This is a genomic window from Crassaminicella profunda, assembly GCF_019884785.1.
Taxonomy (GTDB): domain Bacteria; phylum Bacillota; class Clostridia; order Peptostreptococcales; family Thermotaleaceae; genus Crassaminicella; species Crassaminicella profunda.
Genome location: NZ_CP082326.1, coordinates 4,107,010 through 4,132,831 on the forward strand (window position 1 = coordinate 4,107,010; position 25,822 = coordinate 4,132,831).

Annotated in this window: 25 protein-coding genes and 1 other annotated feature; of the genes, 2 read left to right on the top strand and 23 right to left on the bottom strand. The window is 31.0% G+C overall.

Going from position 1 to position 25,822, the window contains the following annotated elements; all coding sequences use genetic code 11:
- Positions 1 to 118: 118 nt before the first annotated feature.
- Positions 119 to 667 carry a CPBP family intramembrane glutamic endopeptidase gene (locus K7H06_RS18820; protein ID WP_223037533.1) on the top strand — a complete coding sequence of 183 codons (549 nt, stop codon included), beginning with the start codon at positions 119 to 121 and terminating at the stop codon, positions 665 to 667.
- Positions 668 to 691: 24 nt separating this feature from the next.
- On the opposite strand, the gene nifJ is transcribed toward K7H06_RS18820, so the two are convergent.
- The 4 genes from nifJ to K7H06_RS18840 form a co-directional block, all read right to left on the bottom strand.
- A complete protein-coding gene (gene nifJ, locus K7H06_RS18825; protein WP_223037534.1) occupies positions 692 to 4,219 on the bottom strand; it encodes a pyruvate:ferredoxin (flavodoxin) oxidoreductase in 3,528 nt (1,175 codons plus the stop codon).
- Positions 4,220 to 4,486: 267 nt separating this feature from the next.
- A complete protein-coding gene (locus K7H06_RS18830; protein ID WP_223037535.1) occupies positions 4,487 to 5,227 on the bottom strand; it encodes a DUF881 domain-containing protein in 741 nt (246 codons plus the stop codon).
- Positions 5,228 to 5,559: 332 nt separating this feature from the next.
- Positions 5,560 to 6,150: a uracil-DNA glycosylase gene (locus K7H06_RS18835; RefSeq protein WP_223037536.1), complete on the bottom strand. Its 591-nt coding sequence runs from the start codon at positions 6,148 to 6,150 to the stop codon at positions 5,560 to 5,562.
- Positions 6,151 to 6,182: 32 nt separating this feature from the next.
- Positions 6,183 to 6,752: a uracil-DNA glycosylase gene (locus tag K7H06_RS18840; RefSeq protein ID WP_223037537.1), complete on the bottom strand. Its 570-nt coding sequence runs from the start codon at positions 6,750 to 6,752 to the stop codon at positions 6,183 to 6,185.
- Positions 6,753 to 6,911: 159 nt separating this feature from the next.
- Between K7H06_RS18840 and K7H06_RS18845 the strand changes: the two genes are divergently transcribed.
- Positions 6,912 to 7,973: a tetraprenyl-beta-curcumene synthase family protein gene (locus K7H06_RS18845; RefSeq protein WP_223037538.1), complete on the top strand. Its 1,062-nt coding sequence runs from the start codon at positions 6,912 to 6,914 to the stop codon at positions 7,971 to 7,973.
- A gap of 21 nt (positions 7,974 to 7,994) precedes the next feature.
- Here K7H06_RS18845 and K7H06_RS18850 read toward each other — a convergent pair whose 3' ends face one another.
- The 19 genes from K7H06_RS18850 to dnaN form a co-directional block, all read right to left on the bottom strand.
- Complete coding sequence (locus K7H06_RS18850) at positions 7,995 to 8,753, bottom strand: alpha/beta fold hydrolase (RefSeq protein ID WP_223037539.1); 759 nt, start codon at positions 8,751 to 8,753, stop codon at positions 7,995 to 7,997.
- A gap of 110 nt (positions 8,754 to 8,863) precedes the next feature.
- Positions 8,864 to 9,868 carry a tryptophan--tRNA ligase gene (trpS, locus tag K7H06_RS18855; protein WP_223037540.1) on the bottom strand — a complete coding sequence of 335 codons (1,005 nt, stop codon included), beginning with the start codon at positions 9,866 to 9,868 and terminating at the stop codon, positions 8,864 to 8,866.
- Between the two features lie 80 nt (positions 9,869 to 9,948).
- Positions 9,949 to 10,152, bottom strand: a binding site (T-box leader).
- Between the two features lie 44 nt (positions 10,153 to 10,196).
- Positions 10,197 to 10,718 (bottom strand): cache domain-containing protein, encoded by a 522-nt coding sequence (locus tag K7H06_RS18860; RefSeq protein WP_223037541.1) that lies wholly within the window; start codon positions 10,716 to 10,718, stop codon positions 10,197 to 10,199.
- A 29-nt stretch (positions 10,719 to 10,747) separates the two neighbouring features.
- Complete coding sequence (locus tag K7H06_RS18865) at positions 10,748 to 10,945, bottom strand: Z-ring associated ZapG family protein (RefSeq protein WP_223037542.1); 198 nt, start codon at positions 10,943 to 10,945, stop codon at positions 10,748 to 10,750.
- 117 nt (positions 10,946 to 11,062) lie between these two features.
- Positions 11,063 to 12,034, bottom strand: a complete 972-nt coding sequence (locus K7H06_RS18870; protein ID WP_223037543.1) for a polyprenyl synthetase family protein — start codon at positions 12,032 to 12,034, stop codon at positions 11,063 to 11,065.
- A 109-nt stretch (positions 12,035 to 12,143) separates the two neighbouring features.
- A complete protein-coding gene (locus tag K7H06_RS18875) occupies positions 12,144 to 12,854 on the bottom strand; it encodes an ABC transporter ATP-binding protein (protein WP_223037544.1) in 711 nt (236 codons plus the stop codon).
- On the bottom strand, positions 12,855 to 13,655 hold the full coding sequence (locus K7H06_RS18880; protein WP_223037545.1) for an ABC transporter ATP-binding protein: 801 nt from the start codon (positions 13,653 to 13,655) through the stop codon (positions 12,855 to 12,857).
- On the bottom strand, positions 13,655 to 14,704 hold the full coding sequence (locus K7H06_RS18885) for a branched-chain amino acid ABC transporter permease (RefSeq protein ID WP_223037546.1): 1,050 nt from the start codon (positions 14,702 to 14,704) through the stop codon (positions 13,655 to 13,657). Before K7H06_RS18885 ends, K7H06_RS18880 begins: the two co-directional genes overlap by 1 nt.
- A gap of 9 nt (positions 14,705 to 14,713) precedes the next feature.
- Positions 14,714 to 15,607 carry a branched-chain amino acid ABC transporter permease gene (locus K7H06_RS18890; protein WP_223040086.1) on the bottom strand — a complete coding sequence of 298 codons (894 nt, stop codon included), beginning with the start codon at positions 15,605 to 15,607 and terminating at the stop codon, positions 14,714 to 14,716.
- Positions 15,608 to 15,875: 268 nt separating this feature from the next.
- Complete coding sequence (locus K7H06_RS18895) at positions 15,876 to 16,289, bottom strand: bacteriohemerythrin (protein ID WP_223037547.1); 414 nt, start codon at positions 16,287 to 16,289, stop codon at positions 15,876 to 15,878.
- 15 nt (positions 16,290 to 16,304) lie between these two features.
- Positions 16,305 to 17,102, bottom strand: a complete 798-nt coding sequence (locus tag K7H06_RS18900) for a SigB/SigF/SigG family RNA polymerase sigma factor (protein WP_223037548.1) — start codon at positions 17,100 to 17,102, stop codon at positions 16,305 to 16,307.
- On the bottom strand, positions 17,102 to 17,554 hold the full coding sequence (locus K7H06_RS18905; RefSeq protein ID WP_246637581.1) for an ATP-binding protein: 453 nt from the start codon (positions 17,552 to 17,554) through the stop codon (positions 17,102 to 17,104). The genes K7H06_RS18900 and K7H06_RS18905 overlap by 1 nt, the downstream gene beginning before the upstream one ends.
- A 4-nt stretch (positions 17,555 to 17,558) precedes the next feature.
- Positions 17,559 to 17,879: an STAS domain-containing protein gene (locus tag K7H06_RS18910; protein ID WP_223037549.1), complete on the bottom strand. Its 321-nt coding sequence runs from the start codon at positions 17,877 to 17,879 to the stop codon at positions 17,559 to 17,561.
- Between the two features lie 113 nt (positions 17,880 to 17,992).
- Positions 17,993 to 20,431 carry a DNA gyrase subunit A gene (gyrA, locus tag K7H06_RS18915; protein WP_223037550.1) on the bottom strand — a complete coding sequence of 813 codons (2,439 nt, stop codon included), beginning with the start codon at positions 20,429 to 20,431 and terminating at the stop codon, positions 17,993 to 17,995.
- Between the two features lie 15 nt (positions 20,432 to 20,446).
- On the bottom strand, positions 20,447 to 22,366 hold the full coding sequence (gene gyrB / locus K7H06_RS18920) for a DNA topoisomerase (ATP-hydrolyzing) subunit B (protein WP_223037551.1): 1,920 nt from the start codon (positions 22,364 to 22,366) through the stop codon (positions 20,447 to 20,449).
- 112 nt (positions 22,367 to 22,478) lie between these two features.
- On the bottom strand, positions 22,479 to 22,796 hold the full coding sequence (remB, locus tag K7H06_RS18925) for an extracellular matrix regulator RemB (RefSeq protein WP_223037552.1): 318 nt from the start codon (positions 22,794 to 22,796) through the stop codon (positions 22,479 to 22,481).
- Positions 22,797 to 22,863: 67 nt separating this feature from the next.
- The gene (gene recF, locus K7H06_RS18930; RefSeq protein ID WP_223037553.1) at positions 22,864 to 23,976 is read right to left on the bottom strand and encodes a DNA replication/repair protein RecF; all 1,113 of its coding nucleotides are present in this window, start codon (positions 23,974 to 23,976) and stop codon (positions 22,864 to 22,866) included.
- 48 nt (positions 23,977 to 24,024) lie between these two features.
- Positions 24,025 to 24,234, bottom strand: coding sequence for an RNA-binding S4 domain-containing protein (locus tag K7H06_RS18935; protein ID WP_223037554.1), 210 nt, complete (start codon positions 24,232 to 24,234; stop codon positions 24,025 to 24,027).
- Positions 24,235 to 24,552: 318 nt separating this feature from the next.
- Entirely contained in the window at positions 24,553 to 25,656 is a 1,104-nt protein-coding gene (gene dnaN / locus K7H06_RS18940) for a DNA polymerase III subunit beta (RefSeq protein ID WP_223037555.1), read from the bottom strand.
- Between the last annotated feature and the right edge of the window lie 166 nt (positions 25,657 to 25,822).

The following is a 25,822-nucleotide window of genomic DNA, read 5'->3' on the forward strand; positions in this document are numbered from 1 at the left end:
TTTAAAATGAAAAAACAGCTCTTTATAAAGGAGCTGTCTTTTTTATAAGCTTTTGTTTTACTATTATTCATGTTAATATTTAGTCTATGGAATATTATTACAACAACGGAGGTTAGCTATGCAAAACACTTCATCAAATAAAATAAAAGAACCTTTTTTCCGTAAATTTTATAATCGTTTATTAAGATTACATAACTACTTAAAAGAATTGTCTCCAGTAAAATTTGTTTTATTCATGACTTTGTCAACTTATCTTAGCATTGTTGTTTTTTTACCTTTGTTTTTAATATCATGGAAAACAGAAGGCTTTGTAGATGCTGGTCCATTTCAAAGTGAGCATTCTATAATAGTTCTATTTATTTTTGCTATTATTATTGCACCAATACTTGAAACCCTAGTCTATCAATCCTTCATCATTTCACTATGTAAACAATTTAAATTTCTAAATAAAAAAATTATAATCATATTTATTTCAGCCCTTGCATTTTCCCTTTCTCACACCTATAGTCTTTCTTATATTTTTAATACATTATTCATAGGGATGATTCTTGCTTATGCTTATTTAGTTTATGAAGATAAACATCAATCTTCTTATTGGATTGTATGTTCCATTCATGCCCTTAGAAATTCTCTCTCTCTACTACTTAGTATCCTCATACAAAATTAAGAGAGTGCCTATGCACTCTCTCTTTTATTCATATTTCATTTCTGCTAAACGCTTATATCCTTTATATCTTTCTTTTGCATGATTTTCTGCTGCATCAAATAAGCTTTCTGCAAGGTCTGGGAATGTATTTTTAAGCTGAGTATATCGAATCTCACCTTCAATATATTTTTTAAATGGTATCTTTGGTTCTTTAGAATCTAAAGTAAATGGATTCTTTCCTTCTACATTTAAATCAGGATTGTATCTATATAGATGCCAATATCCTGCATCTACTGCTTTTTTCTCCTGTGCTACAGTAGTTCCCATTCCTGTTTTTATTCCATGGTTAATACATGGTGCATAACAAATAATGAGGGATGGTCCTTTATACTTTTCTGCCTCCTGAATTGCTTTGATGGTATGATTCATATTTGCACCCATAGCTACTTGTGCTACATATACATATCCATAGCTCATAGCCATTACTCCTAAATCTTTCTTTCTAATTTTCTTACCAGATGCTGCAAATTTGGCTACTGCTGCTGTTGGTGTAGCCTTCGAAGATTGTCCACCCGTATTAGAGTAAACCTCTGTATCAAATACCAATACATTCACATCATCTCCAGATGCAAGAACATGATCAAGTCCTCCATATCCAATATCATAAGCCCATCCATCTCCACCAACAATCCATACAGATTTCTTAATAAGGAAATCTTTTTTCTCTAATATCTCTGTAACGATTGGATGATCTTTATGATATTCTCCTAAAACAGCAAGTAACTCTTGTACTGCTTTCTTACAAGCTTCTCCATCATTCATAGCTTCTATGTACTCTCTCATTGCAGCTTTACAATCTTCATCTAAATCTGAATTTTGAGCCTCATTCATCAAATCTCTTAATCTTGCTCTTATTTGTTCTACCCCTAAATACATACCATATCCATACTCAGCATTATCTTCAAATAATGAATTTGCCCAAGCAGGCCCTTTTCCTTCACAATTAGTTGTAAATGGAACAGACGGTGCACTTCCTCCCCAAATAGAAGAACAACCTGTTGCATTAGCAATCATCATACGATCTCCATAAAGCTGGGTAACAAGTTTTAAATAAGCAGTCTCTCCACAACCTGCACAAGCTCCTGAAAATTCAAATAAAGGCTGTGCAAACTGACTTCCCTTAACAGTGTATTTATTCATAAATTCATCTTTTATAGAAATATTATTTACTGCATATTCCCAATGATCTTTTTCTTTAGCTGTTTCCTCTTCAGCATTCACCATTACCAATGCTTTTTCAGGTGCCGGGCAAATATCTGCACAGTTTCCACATCCTGTACAATCTAGTGGACTTACTTGAATTCTATATTGCATATTTTCCATGCCTTTTCCTAATGCTTTCTTTGTTTCAAAACCTTCTGGCTTATTCTTTATTTCCTCTTCATCAAGTAAGAATGGTCGAATGGTTGCATGTGGACATACATAAGAACATTGATTACATTGAATACATTTATCTACCTGCCACTGGGGTACCATCACAGCAATTCCTCGTTTTTCATAAGCTGTTGTTCCAAGGGGGAAAGTACCATCCTCAATGCCTTCAAATGCACTTACTGGTAAATCATCTCCTTCATTTTTAGCCATTGGTCTTTGAATATGCTTCACAAAATATGGTTCATCTACCTCTAAAGCTTTCTCATCCATAAGACTTGCCCAAGTACTTGGAACATTTACTTTTACTAATCCTTCTTCCCCTTGATCAATTGCTTGATGATTCATCTTAACGATTTTTTCACCTTTTTTACCATAGGTTTTTACAACTGATTCTTTTAAATATCTTACTGCATCTTCAATTGGAATTACCTTAGCTAACTTGAAAAATGCTGACTGCATAATCATATTTATTCTTCCACCAAGACCAATGTCTTGTGCTATCTTTACTGCATCAATCACATAAAAATTAATATTTTTTTCAGCAATGATTCTTTTAAGAGCTGCTGGTAATTTTTCATCAAGTTCTTCTTCTGTCCAAGGACAGTTTAGTACAAATGTTCCATTTGGTTTGATTCCTTTTAATAAATCATAATGATTCACATAGGATTTATTGTGACAAGCAATGAAATCTGCATAATTAATAAGATAAGTAGATTTTATTGGTTTCTTTCCAAATCTTAAGTGAGATATAGTTGTTCCTCCTGATTTCTTACTATCATAGGAGAAATAAGCTTGGGCATAAAGATCTGTATTATCACCTATAATCTTAATAGCCATTTTATTAGCGCCGACAGTTCCATCAGAACCTAATCCCCAGAATTTACAACTGATCGTTCCCTCTGGTGTGGTCTCAATTTCTTTTTCTTCTTCTAAAGAAGTATGACTTACATCATCTACTATACCAATAGTAAAACTATTCTTTGAACAATCCTTTTTAAGATTGTTGTATACAGCTACAATCTGATCTGGTGTAGTATCCTTTGAGCCAAGGCCATATCTTCCACCTACAATGATTGGTTGATTTTCTTTATCATAGAAAAGACTTCGTACATCTGTATACAAAGGCTCTCCTACTGATCCAGGTTCTTTTGTCCGATCAAGCACTGCAATTTTTTTCACACTCTTAGGTAATACATCAAAGAAGTATTTTTCTGAGAAAGGCCTATATAGTCTTACTTTGATTAACCCTACTTTTTCTCCTTTAGATATCAAATAATCCACTGTCTCTTCAATTGCTTCACAGGCTGAACCCATTGAAACGATTACATATTCAGCATCTTCTGCACCATAATAATCAAATGGATGATACGCTCTTCCTGTAACCTTACTTATTTCCTTCATATAATCGGCTACAATATCTGGCACCTTTTCATAGAATACATTAGATGCTTCTCTTCCTTGGAAATAAATATCTGGATTTTGAGCTGTACCCCTCAAAACTGGTCTTTCTGGATTTAATGAACGATTACGAAATTCTTTTACACCTTCAAAATCTAATAATTTTCTAAAGTTTTCATAATCAATTAATTCTACCTTTTGAATTTCATGAGAAGTTCTAAATCCATCAAAGAAATGTAAAAATGGCACTCTAGACTTTATAGCAGCTAGATGAGCAATTCCACCTAAATCAATAACTTCCTGTACACTACTAGCTGCAAGTAGTGCAAAACCTGTTTGCCTTGCTGCCATAACATCTTGATGATCTCCAAAAATAGATAATGCGTGAGTTGCCAACGCTCTAGCACTCACATGGAATACCCCTGGTAGCAATTCTCCAGCCATTTTGTACATATTAGGAACCATCAAAAGCAATCCTTGAGATGCTGTATATGTAGTAGTCAACGCTCCTCCTTGCAAAGAACCGTGCATTGCTCCTGAAGCTCCTGCCTCAGATTGAAGCTCTGAAACCTTTACCGTTTGTCCAAATAAATTCTTTTTCCCATGAGCAGCCCATTCGTCTACTTTCTCTGCCATAGGAGAAGAAGGGGTAATAGGGAAAATTGCTGCTACTTCTGTAAAAGCATAAGATACATAAGCTGCAGCTTCATTTCCATCCATTGTTTTCATCTTTTGGGTCATATTTATCCTCCTTTTTATCAATATCCTTTTTTATTGTTTTCATCTATATATAAGATTATTTCAGCATCTATTTTTTATTGTTTACTTTTTTTGGGTTATCATACATTAAGTTCTATATTTAAACAAAATTCTTTAACCCTTAAACGAAAGAATCACATAAAAAAACTCATGATCTAATCATTCATGAGTTTAACCATTACCTTAATTATATTTTTGAATAATAATAATCTACTGTTTTTGTGGCATATAGGGTATTTCAAAAGTTTTTTAATTCCTTTGATAAACCTTCTCTGTTACAGTTTTTTCTGATGGTTTTGTATATTTTAGTTCTATTTTTTTGCTACATCTACGGATTTCTATATCATTTCTTTTTTCTATTTCTAGCTCAAAAATATTTTCTTTATGAATATTCCATATTAATCCATACTTAATGTTCAAGATAGATTCTAATTTATCTGGATTTCCGATGCTTTTTATTTCAAAGGGAGGAATCATTTCTTTTTCATTGATCATTAACTTATTTTTATCTGCTAAAAAAGTAATTCCTGTAGTCGAAATAATTCTTTCATCGTTTATACAAATAGCTTCTGCGTCAGATGCATTTAAAATATTTATTATTGCTAATAAATATTCAGGATAATAAGATGACATATCTATATCTCTATATAATTCTGAATTCTTAAATTTTATTATAATTCCAGGTCCTTTCACATTTGTTTGCCCATTGATTAATTTATATTGATCCATATCATTTTTTATTTCTTTTATAAAAATATCTTTTTCAGATTCATAATTTTCATATTGGGCTATTACATGATCTAATGAGTTTAATTGGTTTAATAAATCTTTTCTTTCTCCTTGTAAGTTTTGAAGTTCAAGTTCTAATTTTGTTGCTTCTGTCGCTGAAATTTTGCCTTTTGTTAATTGATTTACAATTTTAAATTGAGCTGAAACAAGTATTCCTAAAAAAATGAAACATATCAATATTGCTAAACTATTTTTTTTCAATATAAATCACCACCTCTTTAATTTCATTATGGTTTATAGAATAGATAATATTGTATAGACCTTAACAAAATTATACAATATTCGAGCTGATATTTTTATAAAAATTATTTTATTAGGAACAAAATTTTAAATTTTTCTTTACAACAAAAACATAAGAAGACAACTCTTTTTCTAACCTTAGTAGAGTTGTCTTTTTTACTCTATATTTAATTGCACATCACTCATACGCTGATAGACTTATGCCTTTCATCTAAATTTTCTTCAGCTATTTTATTCTTAAAGTTCTAAAAGTTTTTAGATTAGATCAATAATCTCATATATGAAGCTATGTATTAGTCTTTTATGATTCTTTCTTTAAAATTCTTTAACTTCTTTAAATCCTCCATATATACTTCCTTCAATTCTCTTCTATAGATTACTGCTGCAGGATGATATAAGGGGAATAAATTATACTCCCTATTTTTTATATTCACTTTATCATTTTTTCCATGAAGATCTCCAATTTTAGCATTTTCATTCCCTATGATAGTCTTTAATGGAACATTTCCAAGAGTAACAATTACTTTAGGTCCTATCATATCAATTTCATCAAAAAGATATTCTTTAAAACTTTCTATTTCCTTTTTAGATGGAGCTCTATTGATTTTTCCTCCTGTTTTACTGCTGATCCTCGTTGGTCTAAACTTCACCGTATTCGTAATATAAAGTTCTTTTCTATCTAATTCTAAAATATTAAGAAACTCTTCAAGATGTTTTCCAGCCTGACCAACAAAGGGCAACTTTGCTTCTACCTCTTTTGCTCCTGGTGCTTCTCCTATAAGGATCATGGTGCTATGAACACTTCCATTTCCTAATACAATTTCTTGATCTTTATTTTCGCCTATTATTTTTTTATTCAGTTCTTCTATTTCCTTTTCCTTCAATACAAACAACCCTTCCTTATATCATTTCTAATCTATTTATTTTCTTCATCCTTTAAACCTTCATATTTTTCTTTCACTTTTTTAAAGTCTTCCCAGAAAGGTCTTTTTTTAAGCACATCGCGAAGTACAGCTGAAGGATGAAAAGTTGGTATCATCCATACATCTTTTTTACAACACCACTTTCCTCTATCCCTTGTAATTCTTAAATTAGCATCAATAATATTATTAGCAGCTATCTTCCCTAAACATACAATAATTTTAGGCTTTATGAGTTTTACCTGCCATCTCAAATAAGGAATACATGCTTTCATTTCATCTATCTCAGGATTTCTATTGTTTGGAGGTCTACATTTTACAATATTTGCAATATATATCTCATCTCGTGTAAATCCTATACCTTCAATAGCTTTGGTAAGGAGCTGTCCTGCTGGGCCTATAAAAGCTACTCCTTCTTGATCCTCGTAGTATCCAGGTCCTTCCCCAATAAACATAATATCTGCATTTTTATTACCTTGTCCAAAAACAACATTTGTTCTTCCTTTATAAAGTTTGCATTTTTTACATCCATAAACAAAAGCCTTCACTTCTTCTAACGTATACATAAAATCCGCCCCTAAAAATAATCTATTATCCTTATAATAGCATGGATTTACATTTATTTGTTTTAAAATAAATCATCTATGTTAAAAATACAAAATATACTTATCAATTTAAAGGTTCCATCAACAAAAACTACTTTTATCAATAAAGGAAGGATCACTATGCATAAATCTATTTATCAAACAAAAACTATTTACAATTTTGTAAAAAAAGTATTCCCACAAGTAAAAAAAGAATTACATTTCTGGAAAAAACAAGCCACTAAAATCCCTAATGAAGTATTATCTTATCAGGCTATTTCCAGTATACAAAAGAAAACTTTTCATGCCCAAGGAGGATGTATTTATAGTTTATACTATGGCCATGTCAATAAAGAACTCCTTAGGTTTATTGTAGCTCTTCAAACAATTAGTGATTATCTTGATAATCTATGTGATCGAGTAGGTGTAGAAAATGAAAAATCCTTTTTACAACTTCATCATGCCATTACAGATAGCTTACAGCCAAATCCTATTTTTCATAATTATTATAAGGATTATCCTTATAAAGATGATGGAAATTATCTCTATCTATTAGTAAAAACATGTAAAGATTATCTCAAAACACTTCCAAATTTTCATTTGGTTCAAAAAGATCTTTTATTTTTAGGAAAATTATATAGTGAAATGCAAAGCTATAAGCATATAGCAAAAAATAAAAGAGAACAGGCAATGGATGACTGGGCAAATAACTATCTTCATTTATATAAAAACCTATCCACATGGGAATTTTCTGCAGCTGCAGGTTCAACCCTAGGAATGTTTCTACTTTGTGCCCTCAGTACAGATAAAAATTCAGATGAAAAAACAGTAAAAAATGTAATGGATGCCTATTTTCCTTATATCTGTGGCCTTCATATTTTACTAGATTATTTTATTGATGAAAGAGAAGATCTAGCTACAGGAGATTTAAATTTTGTATCTTACTATAAAGATGATATAACAAAAGAAAAAAGACTCCTATATTTTTTACAACAATCTCTTAATAAAGCTTTATCTTTGCAAAATCCATTGTTTCACATAACCGTCATAGAGGGTCTTTTGTCCATGTATCTTTCTGACCCAAAAACAAATTTTGAAGCAGAGAGAAATATTTCTAAAAAAATATTGAGAAACACCTCTTTTAATACAAATATTCTACATGCTTCTTGCAAATTATTAAGAAGAAAAAATATATTAGGATAAATATTTCCTTCATCACTAAGTTTAACTAAAAATCTCATTATTTAAAAACTTCAATGCCAATTTTCTAAAGAATTCACTATTACTTAACATCAAAGGATGACTTCCTAAAGATGAAAATACAGTAATACTATTCCTTATTTTTTTTGCAGCATTGCATATTTTTTTATCAATATTTTTAATAATATCATCCTGTAGACTTCCTGTAAGCAATACAGGACTTTTTATATGGTCAAGCTTATAATAAAAATAATTTTCTATATTAGCCGAAAAATCAACAAGCATATGACTATCTGCATCTACAACCTTTTGCCAATCTAAACCATGCATAGCTTCCCAAAAGGTTTTGATCCCTGAGTTTTTACTTATTTTTCTACCTCTCTTTATTTTATAGGCTTCTTCTCTTGTCATACACTCTCCTGCAAAACTATCTGCAATCACTTTATCTACAATTTCAGGAAAATCTATTGCCACATTTAATGCTACAATTGCCCCTCCGCTCGTACCTAATAGATTACTTTTTTCAATATTCAAATATTTACAAAGACCATAAACGATTTTAGCATTATATCTCCAATAATCTGTTGGAAATTGATCTAATCTTTCTGATTTTCCATGTCCTATCAAATCTAATAAAATCACTTTAAAATATTTAGAATAAAATAAAGCCTCTTCTTCTAGCATTTTTGAAGCTCCTGTACTTCCATGAAGCATAATAAGTGGTCGTCCTTCACCTATTACATCAAAAAATATTTTATACCCTTCAAAATCATAATAGGCCATATCTTTTTCCTTCTTTCTATTTCATTGTATTATTTTTATAATTCCATATATTCCTTTATATTCCTTCCATCAGTTAAAAAATAACAGATGTCTCCATCTGTTATTTTTTTCTATACAAATTTTCTTGGAATAAATCCAACCTTTTTATAAACTTTTCTTAATGTTTTTCTAGCAACTCTTTCTGCTTTTTCTGCTCCCTCTGTATAAATACTCTCTAAGTAATCCTTATTTTTTAACAAATCCTCGTACTTTTCTCTTATAGGTCTTAATCCTTCTACAACAACTTCAGCAGTATCCTTTTTAAAATCTCCGTATCCTTTTCCTTCATACATCCTTTCAATCTCTTCAACACTTTTTCCTGAAAGCTTAGAATATATATTCAATAAGTTTTTAACTCCAGGTTGCTCATCTGAACATTTTACAATTCCTAGTGAATCTGTTACAGCTCTTTTTACTTTTTTTGCAATAGAATTTCCATCTTCAACTAATCCTATAAATCCATTTACATTGTCATCGGATTTGGACATTTTCTTTGTTGGTTCTTGAAGACTCATAATTCTAGCCCCTACCTTAGGAATATAAGGATCTGGTACTTTAAAAGTATCACTATATTTTCCATTAAATCTTTGAGCTAAATTTCTAGCTAATTCTAAATGTTGTTTTTGGTCTTCCCCAACAGGTACAAGATCTGCTTGATATAATAAAATATCAGCAGCCATCAATACTGGATAAGTAAACAATGCTCCATTTAGATTTGCTTCATTCTTTTTAGATTTTTCTTTAAATTGAGTCATTCTATTCAACTCACCCATATAAGTAATAGAATTTAATGCCCAATTTAGTTCTGCATGAGCACTTACATGAGATTGAATAAAAATTGTGCTTTTCTCTGGATCTAATCCACATGCTATATATTGAGCCAATGCATCGATAGTGTTCTTTCTTAAATTCTTTGGATCTTGAGGTACTGTGATTGCATGTAAATCCACAATACAGTAATAGCAATTATACTCATCTTGAAGTGCTACCCAGTTTTTTAATGCTCCTAGATAATTTCCAAGGGTTAATTTCCCTGAAGGTTGTGCACCACTAAATATGACTTTTCTCTCATCCATTATTTTTTCCTCCTATTTTTTTCTATATAATTTTTTATAATGTTTAAAATTGTATTCAAAAAACTCGCCTCTATTTTAATAATAGAGACGAGTTAATCCCGCGGTACCACTCTAATTGACAAATGTCCTCTTGATCCCATAACGGTGGATATCCGTTAAATCCTACTAAATTTTCAGATTTACGCTCCGAAGTCCATTCCATATAAATATTGGTCTTGGGCTTGCACCATCCCCAAATCGCTGTAACCTTTTTTATATGTACTACTCTTCGTCATTGCTTTATTGATAAATATTGTTTTTTTCATTATATACTTTTTTATTATGGTATTCAATTCTTTTCTTCTTCTATTAAGTCTATCCCTACTACTCCAATGCATACTTCATCCTTGTATATAGCCTTTGATATTGCAATTATTTTTTTACCTGTTACCTTATTCGAGAATTCATCTATATAGTATTCATCCTCTTTAGCTTTTTCATACCAAGGTCTTTTTCTAGGATCATAATCCTCTGGTAAATCTTCAATGACAGGATATGTATAGAATTTTTTTGAATCTTCTTTTGCAAAATACATATCTTCTATATTTTCTAATGTGTTTTCTTTAAAATCTTTTAAAGCTTTATGAATATTTTCTTCATCAGCATCTATTAATTGATTGCATAAAGAATCAATCTTTTCTTTTACTTGTTCTACTTGTTCATTTTTTTTATTTTCTTGTGTTTCTACCTTCTCTTCATTCTTTATAACTCCTGCTTTTAATGTTCCCTTACAACCTACTAAACTTATTGTTAATGTGCTTATTAATAAAATCATCAAAAGATCTTTAAAATAAACCTTCATTTTATTCATCTCCTTAACTCCTTATTTATAAATATTACTTATTTTTCATTTAATTGTTTTTTAATTTTCTCTAACTCTTTCTCTAAATACTCAATCTTATTTGACATCTTTGATAACTTTTTAGGTAACCTAAAAATCAAATAAAAAATTCCCCATACAAACCCTATTAATAATACAGTATTGAGTAATTGTACGCATGTAGTAAATAAAACAGACCCAATCATTCCCGCTTTCATCACGCTCTCCCATTTCATTTTCATATTTTCCATTTTTTCCTATTATCTCATATAGGCTTAATTTTATCAATTTAATTTAAGTACTACATAAAAAATCCCCTCGACCAAACCAAGGGGTTAATTCTTCCGTGTCAATACCTGATTAGCAATATTTAAGAGCATATCCTTATAAATAGAATCCTCTATACAATCTAATGATTGCTTTGCATTCTCTACACAATTTTTTGCTTCACCAAAAGCTTCCTCTAAAGCATAACTTTCTTTTAAAAGTCTCAAAATTTGATTATAATTTTCTTCTATATCACCTTTTTTAATTATTTTCTTTATCCAATCTTTATATTCTTTATCCTGTATTAATTTTAATATAGGTAAGGTAATATTCCCTTCTTTTAAATCACTTCCCACTGGCTTTCCTAATATTTTTTCATCTCCTTTAAAATCTAAAATGTCATCTATGATTTGATAGGCATATCCTAAATTTTCTCCATAAATTCGAAAAGCTCTTATTTGTTCTTCATCTGCACCTGCTGTAATAGCTCCTACTTGGGTACATGTAGCAATTAATACACCGGTCTTTTGATAGATACGATGATAATAATCTTCACGTGTTTGATCTAGATTAAATAAGTTTTCTGATTGAAAAATTTCTCCATCACACATTTTGCTAATAGCATCAACGATTACTTCCATACTTTTTACAAGTTTATTTTTTGAAAGAATTTCAAAAGCTTTTGCAAATAAATAATCTCCTACTAATACAGCTGTATGATTCCCTTTTTCATCGTTGACTGTAGATGTACCTCGTCTCATAGTAGATTCATCAATAATATCATCATGAACTAAAGATGCCATATGAATACATTCACAAGCTGCTGAAGCCTGTATAGCTTCTTTTGTTACCTTTCCAAAACACCCTGCAGTAGAGAGAACAAGAGCAGGACGTATTCTCTTTCCACCTGAGGTAATCAATCTTTTACAAATATTATAAGTATTTTCATGACTTCCTTGTAATAGTTCATACAATTCTTTCTCCACCAGATTGATCCCTGGTATTTCTTTGATCTTCAAATTTTCTACTGTTTTAATCAAATGATTAACCTACTTTCTATATAATCTTTATAGAAAGTATTTGCAAATTTTAATCCATATAAACATAAAAAAACGAGAATTCTCTTTTATAAAAGAATTCTCAGCTTATTTATTTTGCTTCTCCAAGATAAGCATTCTTCACTTCATCATTATTTAATAATTCTTTCCCAATTCCCTCTAGCACAATAGCTCCTGTTTCTAATACATATCCATAATCTGCAACCTCTAAGGCTGCCTTTGCATTTTGTTCTATAAGAAGGATTGTTACCCCTTGTTTATGAATTTCTCTTACAATATTAAATATTTCCTTTACCAGTAGAGGTGCTAATCCTAGTGATGGTTCATCCATCATCAAAAGCTTTGGCTTAGACATAAGACCTCTTCCTACTGCTAACATCTGCTGCTCTCCACCTGATAATGTACCTGCCTTTTGCCATAGTCTCTCTTTTAACCTTGGAAAAAGCTCATAAATCCATTTCATATCTTTTTTTATACCGTCTTGATCATTTCTACTATACGCACCCAAAATCAAATTTTCTTTTACTGTGAGATTTGGAAATACCCGTCTTCCTTCAGGAACCAATATAATTCCTTTCTCCACAATTTGTTTTGTTTTATATTTAGATAGATCCTCTCCTTTGTAGGTAATAGACCCTTCACTCTTTTTTACGATTCCCATAATACTTTTAAGGGTAGAGCTTTTTCCTGCTCCATTTGCTCCAATTAGTGTAACAATTTTTCCTTCTTCTATATCTATATTAATTCCTCGCAATGCATGAATTCCACCATAATGCACATTTAGGTTTTCGACTTTTAGCATTTAGTCCACCCCCAGATAAGCTTCAATTACTTTATTGTCATTTTGTATTTCTACAGGACTTCCATTTGCTATTGTTATCCCATGGTCTAGTACAAAGATTCTTTCACATACTCCCATAACAACCTGCATATGGTGTTCAATCATAAAAATAGTCAACTTAAATTCGTCTCTAATCCTTTCAACAAACTCCATAAGCTCCAAAGATTCTTGAGGATTCATTCCTGCTGCTGGCTCATCTAGAAGGAGTATCTTTGGATTGGTAGCTAATGCCCTTGCAATTTCAAGTCTTCTTTGCTTTCCATAAGGCAGTGAATAGGCTTTTTCATGCATAACATCGTCTAATCCTACTGTTTTTAATAGATTGATGGATTTTTCTAGTATTTCCTTTTCTTCTTCTATGTAATGAAGCTTTATAGGAAAAACAGAAGAAATAAGTGGTGAAAAAATAGATTGAAATACATTTGATTTTAACCTTAAATGATTTGCAATCATTACATTTTCAAGAACTGATAATTCCTTAAAAAGCCGAATATTTTGAAAGGTTCTTGCAATTCCAAGCTTTGTAATTTGATCAGGTCTTAAATTTGTAATGTTTATTGCTTTATTATTATGTTTAAAGTAAATATGCCCCTCACTAGGTTTATATACGCCTGTAATCATATTAAATGCAGTAGTTTTTCCAGCACCATTAGGGCCAATAAGCCCTACAATTTCACCTTCATTTAATTTCATATCAAATTCTGATACAGCTACTAATCCACCAAATCTCATGGTTATATGATCAGCTCTTAAAATCCCCATTATTTCACCTGCCTTTCTAATGATTTTTGCAGTCTTTTTTTACCTAATATTCTGTTCCAAGTAAGTTCATTCGTTCCCATAAGTCCTTGATTGTAAAATAGAATCACAAGCATCAAAAGTACTGAAAAAACAACCATACGCATACCAGGGATTCCCTCAATATGAAAAGACCCTATATCAATATCTCCATCTAATACTCTGAGTCCTTCCATAGCTACTGTAACAACTACAGCTGAAATTACTGTCCCTGTAATACTTCCAATTCCTCCAAGTACTACAATTAACAATATATTAAATGTCAAAATAAATCTAAACATCATAGGATCTATTGTTCCTAAAAGATTTCCAAGAAGTGCGCCACCTACACCTGCAAAAAATGCTCCCATTACAAAAGACATAACCTTATGCTTAAACAGATTGATTCCCATAGCTTCTGCTGCAATCTCATCTTCTCTTATGGCTTTTAAAGCTCTTCCATAGCTTCCTTTAATTAAAAATACCATAAAAATAATTGTAAAGATTGCTGTTCCAAAGCTCCACCAAACATTTGTATAATTTGGTACACTTTTTAACCCTAAAGCACCATTGGTTAAACTCTGAGTGTTTGTGAAGATTACTCTTAAAATTTCCCCAAACCCAAGTGTTGCAATAGCTAAATAGTCATCTCGAAGCTTTAGTATTGGTGCTCCTATTAAAAATCCTACAATCCCTGCCATAACCCCTGCCATGATTAAAGCTGGAAGAAAAGGCCACTCTACATTTGCAAGCCAAGGAACGATTGGTTTTAAGAAAAAATTCATTTCCTTCATTGCAGGAGACATAGTAAGAAGTGCTGATGTATAAGCTCCTACTGCCATAAACCCTGCATGACCTAAGGTGAAAAGTCCTGTAAAACCATTGATTAAGTTCATACTTAGTCCTAAAACAATATAAATAGCACACAAATTCAAAATCCTTATTTTATAGGAATCAAAGGTTTTATTAAAAACAAATAATAATCCAATAAAGATAACAATGGCTAAAATATTTAACTTAGTCTCTTTTTTCATTTTTCTCACCTACACTTTCTCTGTTAGGGTCTCGCCCATTAACCCTGTAGGTTTGATTAATAAAATCACAATCAAAAGAATAAATGCAAAAGCATCTCTATATCCTGTTAAAGCAGGAAGAAAAGCAACAATCATAATCTCACAAAGGCCTAATATAAATCCTCCAAGAACTGCCCCTCTAATATTTCCAATTCCTCCAACAACAGCAGCAATAAAGCATTTTGTTCCTGGCATAAGCCCCATGACAGGCATAAGGGATGGGAATTTTAACCCCCACATGATTCCACCTACAGCTGCAAGTAATGAACCAATTCCAAAGGTTAATGATATGATTTTATCTACATCTATTGCCATGAGTCTTGCAGCTTCATAATCCTTCGATACTGCTCTCATGGCCATTCCTACCTTTGTATGATTAATCACATAAACAAGAGCTATCAATAGACCAATAGTTATAATCGGTATGTAAAATGTAACACTAACAATAGATACCCCACCAATATTGACAATATTGTTAAACATAGGTATACTCGGAAAAGCTTTTGGTCTTCCACCAAATATAACAATTCCTAGATTTTGCAATAGAAAAGATGCTCCGATAGCAGAGATCAAAACGGATATTCTTGGCGAGTTTCTAAGTGGTCTGTATGCGCCTCTCTCTACAAGCATTCCAAATAGACAAGTAGCAATAATAGCAACAATAAAAGCTAAATACCAAGGCAATGCTACTAAAGTAATCAAATAAAAGGCTGCATATGCACCAAGCATAAAAATTTCTCCATGAGCAAAGTTAATCAGCCTTAAAATACCATAAACCATGGTATATCCTATAGCAATAAGTGCATACAAACTGCCTAAAGATATTCCATTGGTTAAGTGCTGCATAAAGATTGGAAAAGTCATACTCATACACATATCCCCCATATTTTTATTTTGTCAAACCCCTTTGAAAATCTATTAACTTTTCAATAAATCCTATCCTCCCCTTTTATTTGATTGAATATTTTAAATTTTTAGATTAGTATTAATTATATTTTAATTTCTTAATCATTTTTTGTCAATATCATCCAATTTCTAAATTGTAAAAAACTAGCTTGTCTATTTATAAAATAATTTCCTTTACTAGCATAAAAAAACCTATATCTAAAATTTTAGATATAGGCTGTTTTATTTAATATACATCCTTTTCATGAAGAAAATCTTCATACTCATGATCTGTTTTTAATATATGATTTTCTATCCAATTTGCAAGAAATTCTATCATATGTAATTCAATGCCTTTTTGTTTTTCATCAATATCCTGATTTTCTAATTGAATGATTTTATTGACAAAAGATTTGTGCTGTCTTTTATGTATTCTAAGCTGTTGGTATCCATATTTTTCTAGTAGCTTTTCTTCATGGGCAAAATGATATTCTGTATATTCTCTTAATTCTCTTAATATTTCTATAATTTCATCATAATGATCGATATCATCCTTTAGCTTTAATAAATCAACAAGTCTTCCCCCGATTTGTAAAAGTTTTTTGTGCTGTTGATCAATTTCAGCAATATGAACTTTATAATCACTTTTCCATTCAAACACCTTTTTTCTTCCCCCTTATGATGTTTCCATTTTATTTAATTCTTTTCTAAACTTTTCAATAATCTTCTTTTCCATCCTAGAAACAGTCATTTGAGATACACTTAATAATTTGGCTGTTTGTGATTGTGTTTTATTTTCAAAAAATCGAAGTTTAATGATTTTTATTTCTGCCTCGTTTAATTTTTTTATATTTTTTCTTAAAAAATCATTATTTTCTATTTCATCAAAGGATTTATCCTCTTCTCCAATCAAATCTTTAAGCTGAACATCCTTATCATCCCCACTAGTATCATAGGTTAAATCTAAAGATTTAGCAGTATATACCTGACTTGCCTCCATGGCCTCTAAAACTTGTTCTTCTGTACATCCTAAATAATCTGCAATATCTATTACTTTTGGAGTTCTTTGCAGATTTTGTGTTAATACAATTTTTGCATTATTTACCTTTTTTGATAACTCCTGTATCCTTCTAGGCACTCTTATGGCCCAGCCTTTATCTCTAAAATACTTCTTTATTTCACCTATGATTGTAGGTGTTGCAAAGCTTGAAAACTCAAATCCTTTACTTAAATCAAAACGTTCAATAGCAAAAATAAGACCAAGGGATGCAATTTGATAAATATCCTCATAGTCTATCCCTTTATTTACAAATTTTTTCGATAAAATCTCCGCTATATATAAATATCGATTGGCCAACTCATTTCGAATTTCTTTGTTATTAGTTTCTTTATATAATTTGAATAATTCTTTTCCATTTAATTGACTTAGGGAATTGGTATCGCTATTTATTTCTATATTTCCTATGTTCTCCATCAAATATCATCCCCTAGATATTTTATCATTTTCATGGTTGTGCCTTTTCCTAAATCTGATAAGATTTCTACTTCATCCATTAAAGATTTAATGATAAATATCCCTAATCCTCCTTCTTTTGGATTTGCTAGATCTGGTTCTTCAACTTCACTACTCTCAAATCCATGTCCTTGATCAATTACATCAATCATTAACTTTTCAGGGTCTACAAAAAAACTTATCTGAAAGTTATTATTATTGTAACATAAACCATGTTCAATTGCATTGGTACAAGCTTCTGCTATGGCAACTTTTATATCTTCAATCTGCTCTATATTAAAACCCATTCTGCTTGCAATAGCTGATGCCGTTAACCGAACAACATTTACATACTCTGGCTTACTTGGGACTGATATTGAAAAATGATCACTCATTTTTTTCTCCACCTTTTCTAAATTATTCATCGTAATCATTATTTTATTCACCTTCTATGATAAATATTTTATTTAATCCAGTGATCCTGAACAACTTTGAAACGTTAGCTTTAGGATTTACAATAATGATATTTTTATCATATTTTTTCAGTCTCTTCAATGCCCCTATTAAAACGCCTAAACCTGTACTATCTATATAGCCTAACTCCGCACAGTCTATTTTTATATTTTCTTTATGTTCATCTAACATGGCCATAAGTGTTTCTTTTAGCTCGCTTGCTGTATAAATATCAATCTCTCCAGTAATACCTAAAACCCATAAATTTTCTTCCTGATGATATCTTTTATCGATTCTAATAGACACATAAAAACCCCTTTCCGTTTATTTTTCTATTTTAATATTACCCCATATTTCTTTATTTAAACAATGTTAAAAATACGCAAAAGTAAATTTACCTTTGCGTATTTTTTATTTTTTTATTCTTCTTCCTCTACATCTTGAACAACTTTAGCAATAGAAACAATATTGCTATCATGGTCTACTCTCATAAGTGTTACCCCTTGTGTATTTCTACCCATTCTAGATATTCCTTCTACTTCTAATCTTATAATGACACCATTTATATTAATAAGCATGACTTCATCATCATCTTTTACAACCTTAGCCCCTACTAATTTACCTGTTTTTTCTTTTGTACTATAAGTGATTAATCCTTTTCCACCTCTAGATTGAATATTATAATTTTCAAGAGAAGTTCTCTTTCCAAATCCATATTCACTAACAACTAGTAAATCAGCATCTTCCTCTACTAATTCCATAGCAACCACATAGTCGCCATCATCTAGATTAATTGCTTTTACACCCATTGCAGCTCTACCCATATCTCTTACATCTGTTTCTTTGAACCTGATAGATTTTCCTTCTTTTGTTACAATGATAACCTCTTTTTCTCCATCTGTAAGTTTTACGCTAATCAATTCATCATCTTCTCTTAAATTGATTGCAATTAAACCTGATTTTCTAGAAGTATCAAATTGTGATAAATCTGTCTTTTTGATAATTCCCTTTTGCGTAGCTGCAACTAAGTAATTACTTGGTTCAAATTCTTTAACAGGAATAACAGCTGTTACTTTTTCATTAGGAAGTAGCTGAAGTAAATTTACAATAGCAGTTCCTTTGGCCTGTCTTTTAGCTTCTGGAATTTCATATGCTTTTAAGCGATATACTCTACCTCTATTTGTAAAGAAAAGAATATAGTTATGGGTTGAAGTAATAAATAAATGTTCTACAAAGTCTGAATCCCTCGTAGTAAGTCCAGCGATCCCTTTTCCACCTCTTTTTTGGCTTTTATAGGTATCTGCAGGCAATCTTTTAATATATCCTAAGTGAGTTAAGGTAATGGCAACCTCTTCTTCGTCTATTAAATCTTCTATATCAATCTCATCTGCTGCAGCTTCAATAGCTGTTCTTCTATCATCATCGTAAGACTCTTTTACTTCTAATATTTCTTCTTTGATGATATTTAAAAGAAGTCTTTCATTTGCTAATACTTCTTTGTAATGATTAATGAGTTTAATTAATTCCTCATATTCTTGTTCAATCTTATCTCTTTCAAGTCCTGTAAGCTTTTGAAGTCTCATATCAAGAATTGCTTGAGCTTGTTTTTCTGATAAGCTGAAAGTTTCCATCAATCCTTGTTTTGCCTCTGCTACATTTTTAGAGCCTCTGATTAACTTGATTACAGCATCTATATGATCAAGTGCTATTTTTAATCCCTCTAATATATGGGCACGATCTTCAGCTTTTCTTAAATCATATTTTGTTCTTCTTGTAACAACATCCTTTTGATGCTCTAAATAATAATATATTAGATCATATAAATTTAGTATTTTAGGTTGTCCCTTCACAAGAGCAATCATAATAATACTAAAAGTATCTTGTAGTTGTGTATGCTTATAAAGCTTATTGAGTACTACATTGGGATTGGCATCTCTTTTTAACTCTATAACAATACGCATACCCTTTCTATCACTTTCATCTCTTAAATCAGATATACCTTCAATCTTCTTATCTCTTACTAAATCAGCTATTTTTTCGATTAATCTTGCTTTATTTACTTGATATGGAATCTCTGTTACGATAATTTGATTTCTACCTTTTGCCGTTTGCTCTATTTCAGCATTTGCTCGAACTACGACTCTTCCTTGTCCTGTTCTATAGGCCTCTTTTATGGCTTCTTTTCCCATAATCGTTGCACCCGTTGGAAAATCTGGCCCCTTTACAATTTGAATAAGGTCTTCTATAGTTGCCTCTCGATCATCAATTAATTTTACCGTTGCATCAATAACTTCACCCAAATTATGGGGAGGAATAGATGTAGCCATTCCTACTGCAATACCATTTGACCCATTTACTAATAGATTTGGAAATCTACTTGGAAGTACAGTTGGTTCTTTTAAAGTTTCATCAAAGTTTGGTGAAAAATCAACAGTTTCTTTTCCAATATCTCGTAGCATCTCTACAGATAATTTTGTAAGCTTTGCTTCTGTATAACGCATGGCAGCTGCACTATCTCCATCGATACTACCAAAGTTTCCATGTCCATTTACTAATAAATGTCTTGTAGAAAAATCTTGTGCCATTCTAACCATTGCATCATAAACAGAGCTATCTCCATGTGGATGATACTTACCTAAAACGTCCCCAACGATACGTGCTGACTTTCTATGTGGTTTTTCTGGTGTTAGCCCTAACTCGTTCATTGCATATAGTATTCTTCTATGAACAGGCTTAAGACCATCCCTTACATCAGGTAAAGCACGACCAACAATTACACTCATGGCATAATCAATATAAGAATTTTTCATTTTTTCTTCTATATCAACTTGAATAATTTTGTTATTTTCTTCTAGCATGGATTTCCCCCCTCACTACACATCTAAATTACTTACATATTTTGCATTTGCCTCAATAAATTCTCTACGAGGCTTTACTTTATCTCCCATAAGCATAGTAAAAACTTCATCTGCTGCTGCTTCATTATCTTCATCTACTTTTACTTGAATAAGTGTTCTTGTTTGAGCATCCATAGTTGTATCCCATAATTGTTCAGGATTCATTTCTCCTAAACCTTTATATCTTTGAAGTGCTATACCATTTCTTCCGATTTCATTTAGTAATTGATCTAACTCTTCATCAGAATAAACATAATGCTCTTGTCTCCCTTTTTTTACTTTATAAAGAGGTGGGCGTGCAATATATACATGTCCCTTATCAACAAGTGGTTTCATATATCTATAAAAGAATGTCAATAGCAATGTACTAATATGAGCTCCATCTACATCTGCATCTGTCATAATGACTATTTTATGATATCTTAGTTTACTAATATCAAATTCATCTCCAATACCACATCCAAAGGCTGTAATCATAGCTCTTATTTCACTAGAATTTAGTATTTTATCTAATCTTGCTTTTTCAACATTTAAAATTTTACCTCTAAGTGGCAAAATAGCTTGGGTTGCTCTATCTCTTCCTTGTTTTGCAGAACCTCCTGCTGAATCACCCTCAACAATGAATATTTCAGAAAGGGTTGGATCTTTTTCAGAGCAATCTGCAAGTTTTCCAGGAAGGGATAACCCATCTAGTGCTCCTTTTCTTCTTGTAAGCTCTCTTGCTTTTCTAGCAGCTTCTCTTGCTCGTGCTGCTTTTAATGATTTTTCTATAATTATTTTTGCCTCTGTTGGGTTTTCTCCTAAGAATATTTGAAGACCTTCACTTGTAATAGTCTCAACGATTCCTCTCATTTCACTATTTCCAAGTTTTGTCTTCGTTTGACCTTCAAATTGAGGTTCCGTAAGCTTTACAGAAATAATACAAGTTAACCCTTCTCTAATATCTTCTCCTGTAAGATTGTCATCCTTTTCTTTTAAGATATTATTTTTTCTAGCATAATCATTCACTACACGAGTTAGGGCTGATTTGAAACCTACAAGATGTGTTCCCCCTTCATGAGTATTGATATTATTGGCAAAAGAAAAAACAGTTTCTGTATATTTATCCGTGTATTGCATAGCTACTTCCACTTCAGCAGTTTCCTTTTTTCTTTCAAAATAAATAATGTTTTTATGAATCGTATCCTTATTTTTATTTAGATGCTTTACAAATTCTTTGATTCCACCCTCATAGTGGAATACTAACTCGCGAGGGTTTTCTTCTCTTTCGTCTGTCAATGTAATACGAATTCCTTTATTTAAAAAGGCCATTTCTCTTAATCTATGCTCTAATACTTCAAACTTAAATACAGTTTCTTCAAATATTTCTTTATCTGGTAAAAATATTGTTTTAGAGCCTGTTTCATGAGACTCTCCTACTACAGTAAGCTCTGTAATAGTTTTTCCTCTTTCATATCGCTGATGATAAATCTTTCCATCTCTTTTTACTTCAACTTCCATCCATTCTGATAGAGCATTTACAACAGAAGCTCCAACACCATGAAGACCTCCTGATACTTTATATCCTCCACCACCAAATTTTCCACCTGCATGAAGTACTGTATGAATGACTTCTACAGCAGGTTTTCCCATTTTAGGATGAAGGTCTACTGGCATCCCTCTACCATCATCTCTTACAGTGATGGAATTATCTTGTCCAATCATAACCTCTATATGATTACAATATCCAGCTAGTGCTTCATCAATACTATTATCTACAATTTCATATACAAGATGATGAAGTCCTTTTGGTCCTGTTGAACCTATATACATTCCTGGTCTTTTTCGAACTGGTTCTAAGCCTTCTAATACTTGTATCTGCTCCGCTCCATATTCATTATTAATTTTTTCTGCCATTTTTCTACCCCCTACTCTTGTAAATCTGTTTTTACATAAAAAAAGCTACGAATCTAGCTTTATTATTATCTTCCCGCTGTTTTGTTTATCTATTTCTAATAGGTGCTTTTACCTATTTCACATAAATTTCATCCGAACTATGAATATCATCTAGAAAATTGGCTCTTTTTTGAAGGGTTGTGGACGATATGGGTGAATAATAAATAACCGTCTTCACAATTTTTTGTGCCCCTTTATCCTTTTTTTGAAGTTCTTCAGTAATGACGCAAGATTTTATTTTTTCATCAGATATCTTTTGTACAAAACCTTCTTCTTCTGAAATTTTGAAAAATGCTTTACTATCCTTTGATTTTTCAATAGAAGCAATATCTATAATGCCTATTATATTTTTTATAGGCACAACCACATCCTTGCCTAAATGAAGGAACATATCAATCTCTCCTTAAAATTACTCCACATTATATTATAACCTTTTATGGAAGGATATAAAAGAAAATTTATATAAATTCATTGTGAACCGTTGCATGATCTACATGAAAAATATATTCTTTGTTTACACGAAGTTCATTTAAATGGTTAATTTCTGTTGTTGTAATAAATATTTGAACATCTCTTAACGCCTTTATTAAAAACTTTTGTCTATTTACATCTAATTCAGACATAACATCATCTAAGAGTAAAATAGGATACTCTCCGGTCTCTCCTTTGATTAATTCAATTTCTGCAAGCTTTAAGGATAAGGCAGAAGTCCGTTGCTGTCCTTGTGATCCAAAACTTCTTATATCAATCCCATTGACAAAAACACCTAAATCGTCTCGATGAGGTCCAAAGGTTGTAGTCCCTCTTTGTAAATCCACATCTAAAGAGCCTTTTAGGGCCTTCCTAAAACTTTCTATTGTCTCTTCAAAAGTATTTTTTAATTCGATACTACTCATATATTTTACTTCAATGTTTTCTTTATTTTCTGTAATCTTTCTATGAATCAGCCTGCTTAATGGACTCATTCTTGTAACAAATTTTGACCTTTCCATCATCAGCTTAGTTCCTAATTCTATCAGTTTTTCATCCCATATATCAAGGGTATCCATATATTTTTTATTATGAACTATTTTCTTTATTAAATGATTTCGCTGAATGAGTACCTTTTGATACTCATTCAAATGATGAAAATAACTTGGTTTCATCTGAGATATTTCATGATCTATAAACTTTCTTCTCTCACTTGGTCCTTCTTTGATTAACTTTAAGTCTTCAGGTGAAAAAACTACTACATAAACATTATTAAGAATTTCTGAATTCTTACTTAAAGTAATTCTATTTAATTTAATTTGCTTTTTCTTACCCTCTTCTAACTTTAATTCTACCATTGTATCTGTATATCTTTTTTTTGCTTCTACTTTGATATACGCTTGATCTTTATCAAATTTAATTAATTCTCGATCTTTAGTGGTTCGAAAAGATTTTGCCGTACTTGTCAAATAGATAGCTTCTAAGATATTTGTCTTCCCTTGAGCATTATCTCCTACAAATACATTAATCTTAGGATGAAATTTTAATGTAAGCTGATTATAATTTCTAAAGTTTATTAATTTTAAACTTTCTAAATACACCTGCTGCACCCCTTGCGCTTTCAACTTAATCCATTGAAAAGCATTTCTTTAGTTTCTTATAATAAATTTTTCTCCTTCTAATTCTACCATATCTCCATCTCTTAATTTTTTTCCCCTTCTCACCTCTACAACGCCATTGATTTTTACTAAACCTTCTTGTATAACTATCTTAGCATGTCCACCCGTTTGTACTAGCGCTGCAAGCTTAAGTGCTTTGTCTAATTGTATGTATTCACCTTCTATTTTTATTTCTAGCATCAATGAATCACTCCTTTTATTTTATAATATCTATTCTATCAATAAACAACATCAAAATTTAATGAAGTTTAGTTTTTAGGTATCTATTATGAACATTCTTTATTATATTACTTTTTCATTTCACCTATTTATAATTATTCACATTTTTATATGATTTTTCATTATTATTCCAAACAAACACTGCCATTATAATTCCAAATATAAAGTTAAATAAAGATCTTGTTAAGAAATCTGTAAAAATTATCCACAGTTTTTTGAATTGATAAGTTTTTAATCGTATAAAAGGAGTTCTCCAAAACCTCAGAGAACTCCTTCCCCTTATCCTACTAATCTAACAGGTAAGATCAGATAAGTATAATTACTATGATCTACTGGTTTTACAATACATGGACTAACACTTGTTGTAAATTCTAAATAAACTTCCTCACTATCTATAATCTTTAATGCATCTAAGAAATATTTTGAATTGAAACCAATATCAATATCTTCTCCTTCTAGCTCTATGGAAACAGATTCAAATACTTTTCCGATTTCTGCATTAGATGTGATATTCATTGTTTCATCCTTTACAGAAAATTTCACTAGATTGTTTTTTCCTTCTTTTGCAAGTAGTGAAGCTCGCTCTATACTATCTAATAGGTTTTTTGTTTTTACTTTTGCTCTTGATTTATATTCTTTTGGAATAATTTGATGATAGTTTATAAATTCTCCTTCTAATAATCTTGATATCACTCTTGTTTGATTCATATTAAATAAAACATGTTTATCTGTAAAAAAGATTTCAACATCTGTATTTTCTTCTTCTGTTAAAATTCTATTGATCTCATGCAATGTTTTAGATGGAATAACAGATTTTTGGTTAAGTGTATTTTTTACATTTGCTTTTCTTAAAGCTAGTCGATAACCATCTAAAGCCACCATATTTATAGATTCTTCTTGTAACTCCATTAAAACACCAGAAAGAATTGGACGGGTTTCATCTACTGATGTAGCAAATACAGTTTGTTTAATCATATTCTTTAAAAGATCCTGAGGCAGTTTATAGGCATCTTCTTCTTCAACTGTTGGCAATTCTGGATATTCAACAGCAGGTTGTCCAATTAGTGTAAACTCAGAATTTTCACATCTAATAATAGCATTATTATTATCATCTACTTCTATTTCAATATCTGCATCTGGAAGTTTTCTAACAATATCACCTAATATTCTTGAAGATAAAACAACTGCTCCAGAAGATATTATTTCGCCTTCTATATAATTTTCTATCCCTATTTCTAAATCTGAACCAACTAATTTTAATTGATTTCCACAAGTTTCTAATAAAATACCTTTGAGTATTGGTAAGGTAGTTTTAGATGATACTGCTTTTTGAACAGTATTTATGCTTGAGGATAACTTTCGTTGGTTACAAATGATCTTCATTGTGGATAACCTCCTTTTGATAAAAACATATATATATAATATAAATTTTTAGTAGTAGTAGTAGTAGGCGCTGTGAATTTGTTGATAAGTGTCATAAATGTTGAAAAATAAATCATTACAAGAAATGATAAAATGTGAGTAATTAGCATATATTTATCCACATATT

What these genes read in the sequence shown, in the direction of transcription:
- K7H06_RS18840 (WP_223037537.1), bottom strand. Translation starts at nt 6,752, where the DNA reads ATGTATACGTTAGAAGAAGTGAAGGCTTTTGTTTATGGATGTAAAAAA.
- K7H06_RS18850 (WP_223037539.1), bottom strand. Translation starts at nt 8,753, where the DNA reads ATGGCCTATTATGATTTTGAAGGGTATAAAATATTTTTTGATGTAATA.
- dnaN (WP_223037555.1), bottom strand. Translation starts at nt 25,656, where the DNA reads ATGAAGATCATTTGTAACCAACGAAAGTTATCCTCAAGCATAAATACT.
- K7H06_RS18890 (WP_223040086.1), bottom strand. Translation starts at nt 15,607, where the DNA reads ATGACTTTTCCAATCTTTATGCAGCACTTAACCAATGGAATATCTTTA.
- K7H06_RS18900 (WP_223037548.1), bottom strand. Translation starts at nt 17,102, where the DNA reads ATGGAGAACATAGGAAATATAGAAATAAATAGCGATACCAATTCCCTA.
- gyrB (WP_223037551.1), bottom strand. Translation starts at nt 22,366, where the DNA reads ATGGCAGAAAAAATTAATAATGAATATGGAGCGGAGCAGATACAAGTA.
- K7H06_RS18820 (WP_223037533.1), top strand. Translation starts at nt 119, where the DNA reads ATGCAAAACACTTCATCAAATAAAATAAAAGAACCTTTTTTCCGTAAA.
- K7H06_RS18875 (WP_223037544.1), bottom strand. Translation starts at nt 12,854, where the DNA reads ATGCTAAAAGTCGAAAACCTAAATGTGCATTATGGTGGAATTCATGCA.
- nifJ (WP_223037534.1), bottom strand. Translation starts at nt 4,219, where the DNA reads ATGACCCAAAAGATGAAAACAATGGATGGAAATGAAGCTGCAGCTTAT.
- K7H06_RS18860 (WP_223037541.1), bottom strand. Translation starts at nt 10,718, where the DNA reads ATGAATAAAATGAAGGTTTATTTTAAAGATCTTTTGATGATTTTATTA.
- K7H06_RS18865 (WP_223037542.1), bottom strand. Translation starts at nt 10,945, where the DNA reads ATGAAAGCGGGAATGATTGGGTCTGTTTTATTTACTACATGCGTACAA.
- K7H06_RS18905 (WP_246637581.1), bottom strand. Translation starts at nt 17,554, where the DNA reads ATGATTACGATGAATAATTTAGAAAAGGTGGAGAAAAAAATGAGTGAT.
- K7H06_RS18885 (WP_223037546.1), bottom strand. Translation starts at nt 14,704, where the DNA reads ATGAAAAAAGAGACTAAGTTAAATATTTTAGCCATTGTTATCTTTATT.
- K7H06_RS18880 (WP_223037545.1), bottom strand. Translation starts at nt 13,655, where the DNA reads ATGGGGATTTTAAGAGCTGATCATATAACCATGAGATTTGGTGGATTA.
- remB (WP_223037552.1), bottom strand. Translation starts at nt 22,796, where the DNA reads ATGTTCCTTCATTTAGGCAAGGATGTGGTTGTGCCTATAAAAAATATA.
- trpS (WP_223037540.1), bottom strand. Translation starts at nt 9,868, where the DNA reads ATGGATGAGAGAAAAGTCATATTTAGTGGTGCACAACCTTCAGGGAAA.
- K7H06_RS18935 (WP_223037554.1), bottom strand. Translation starts at nt 24,234, where the DNA reads ATGCTAGAAATAAAAATAGAAGGTGAATACATACAATTAGACAAAGCA.
- gyrA (WP_223037550.1), bottom strand. Translation starts at nt 20,431, where the DNA reads ATGCTAGAAGAAAATAACAAAATTATTCAAGTTGATATAGAAGAAAAA.
- K7H06_RS18845 (WP_223037538.1), top strand. Translation starts at nt 6,912, where the DNA reads ATGCATAAATCTATTTATCAAACAAAAACTATTTACAATTTTGTAAAA.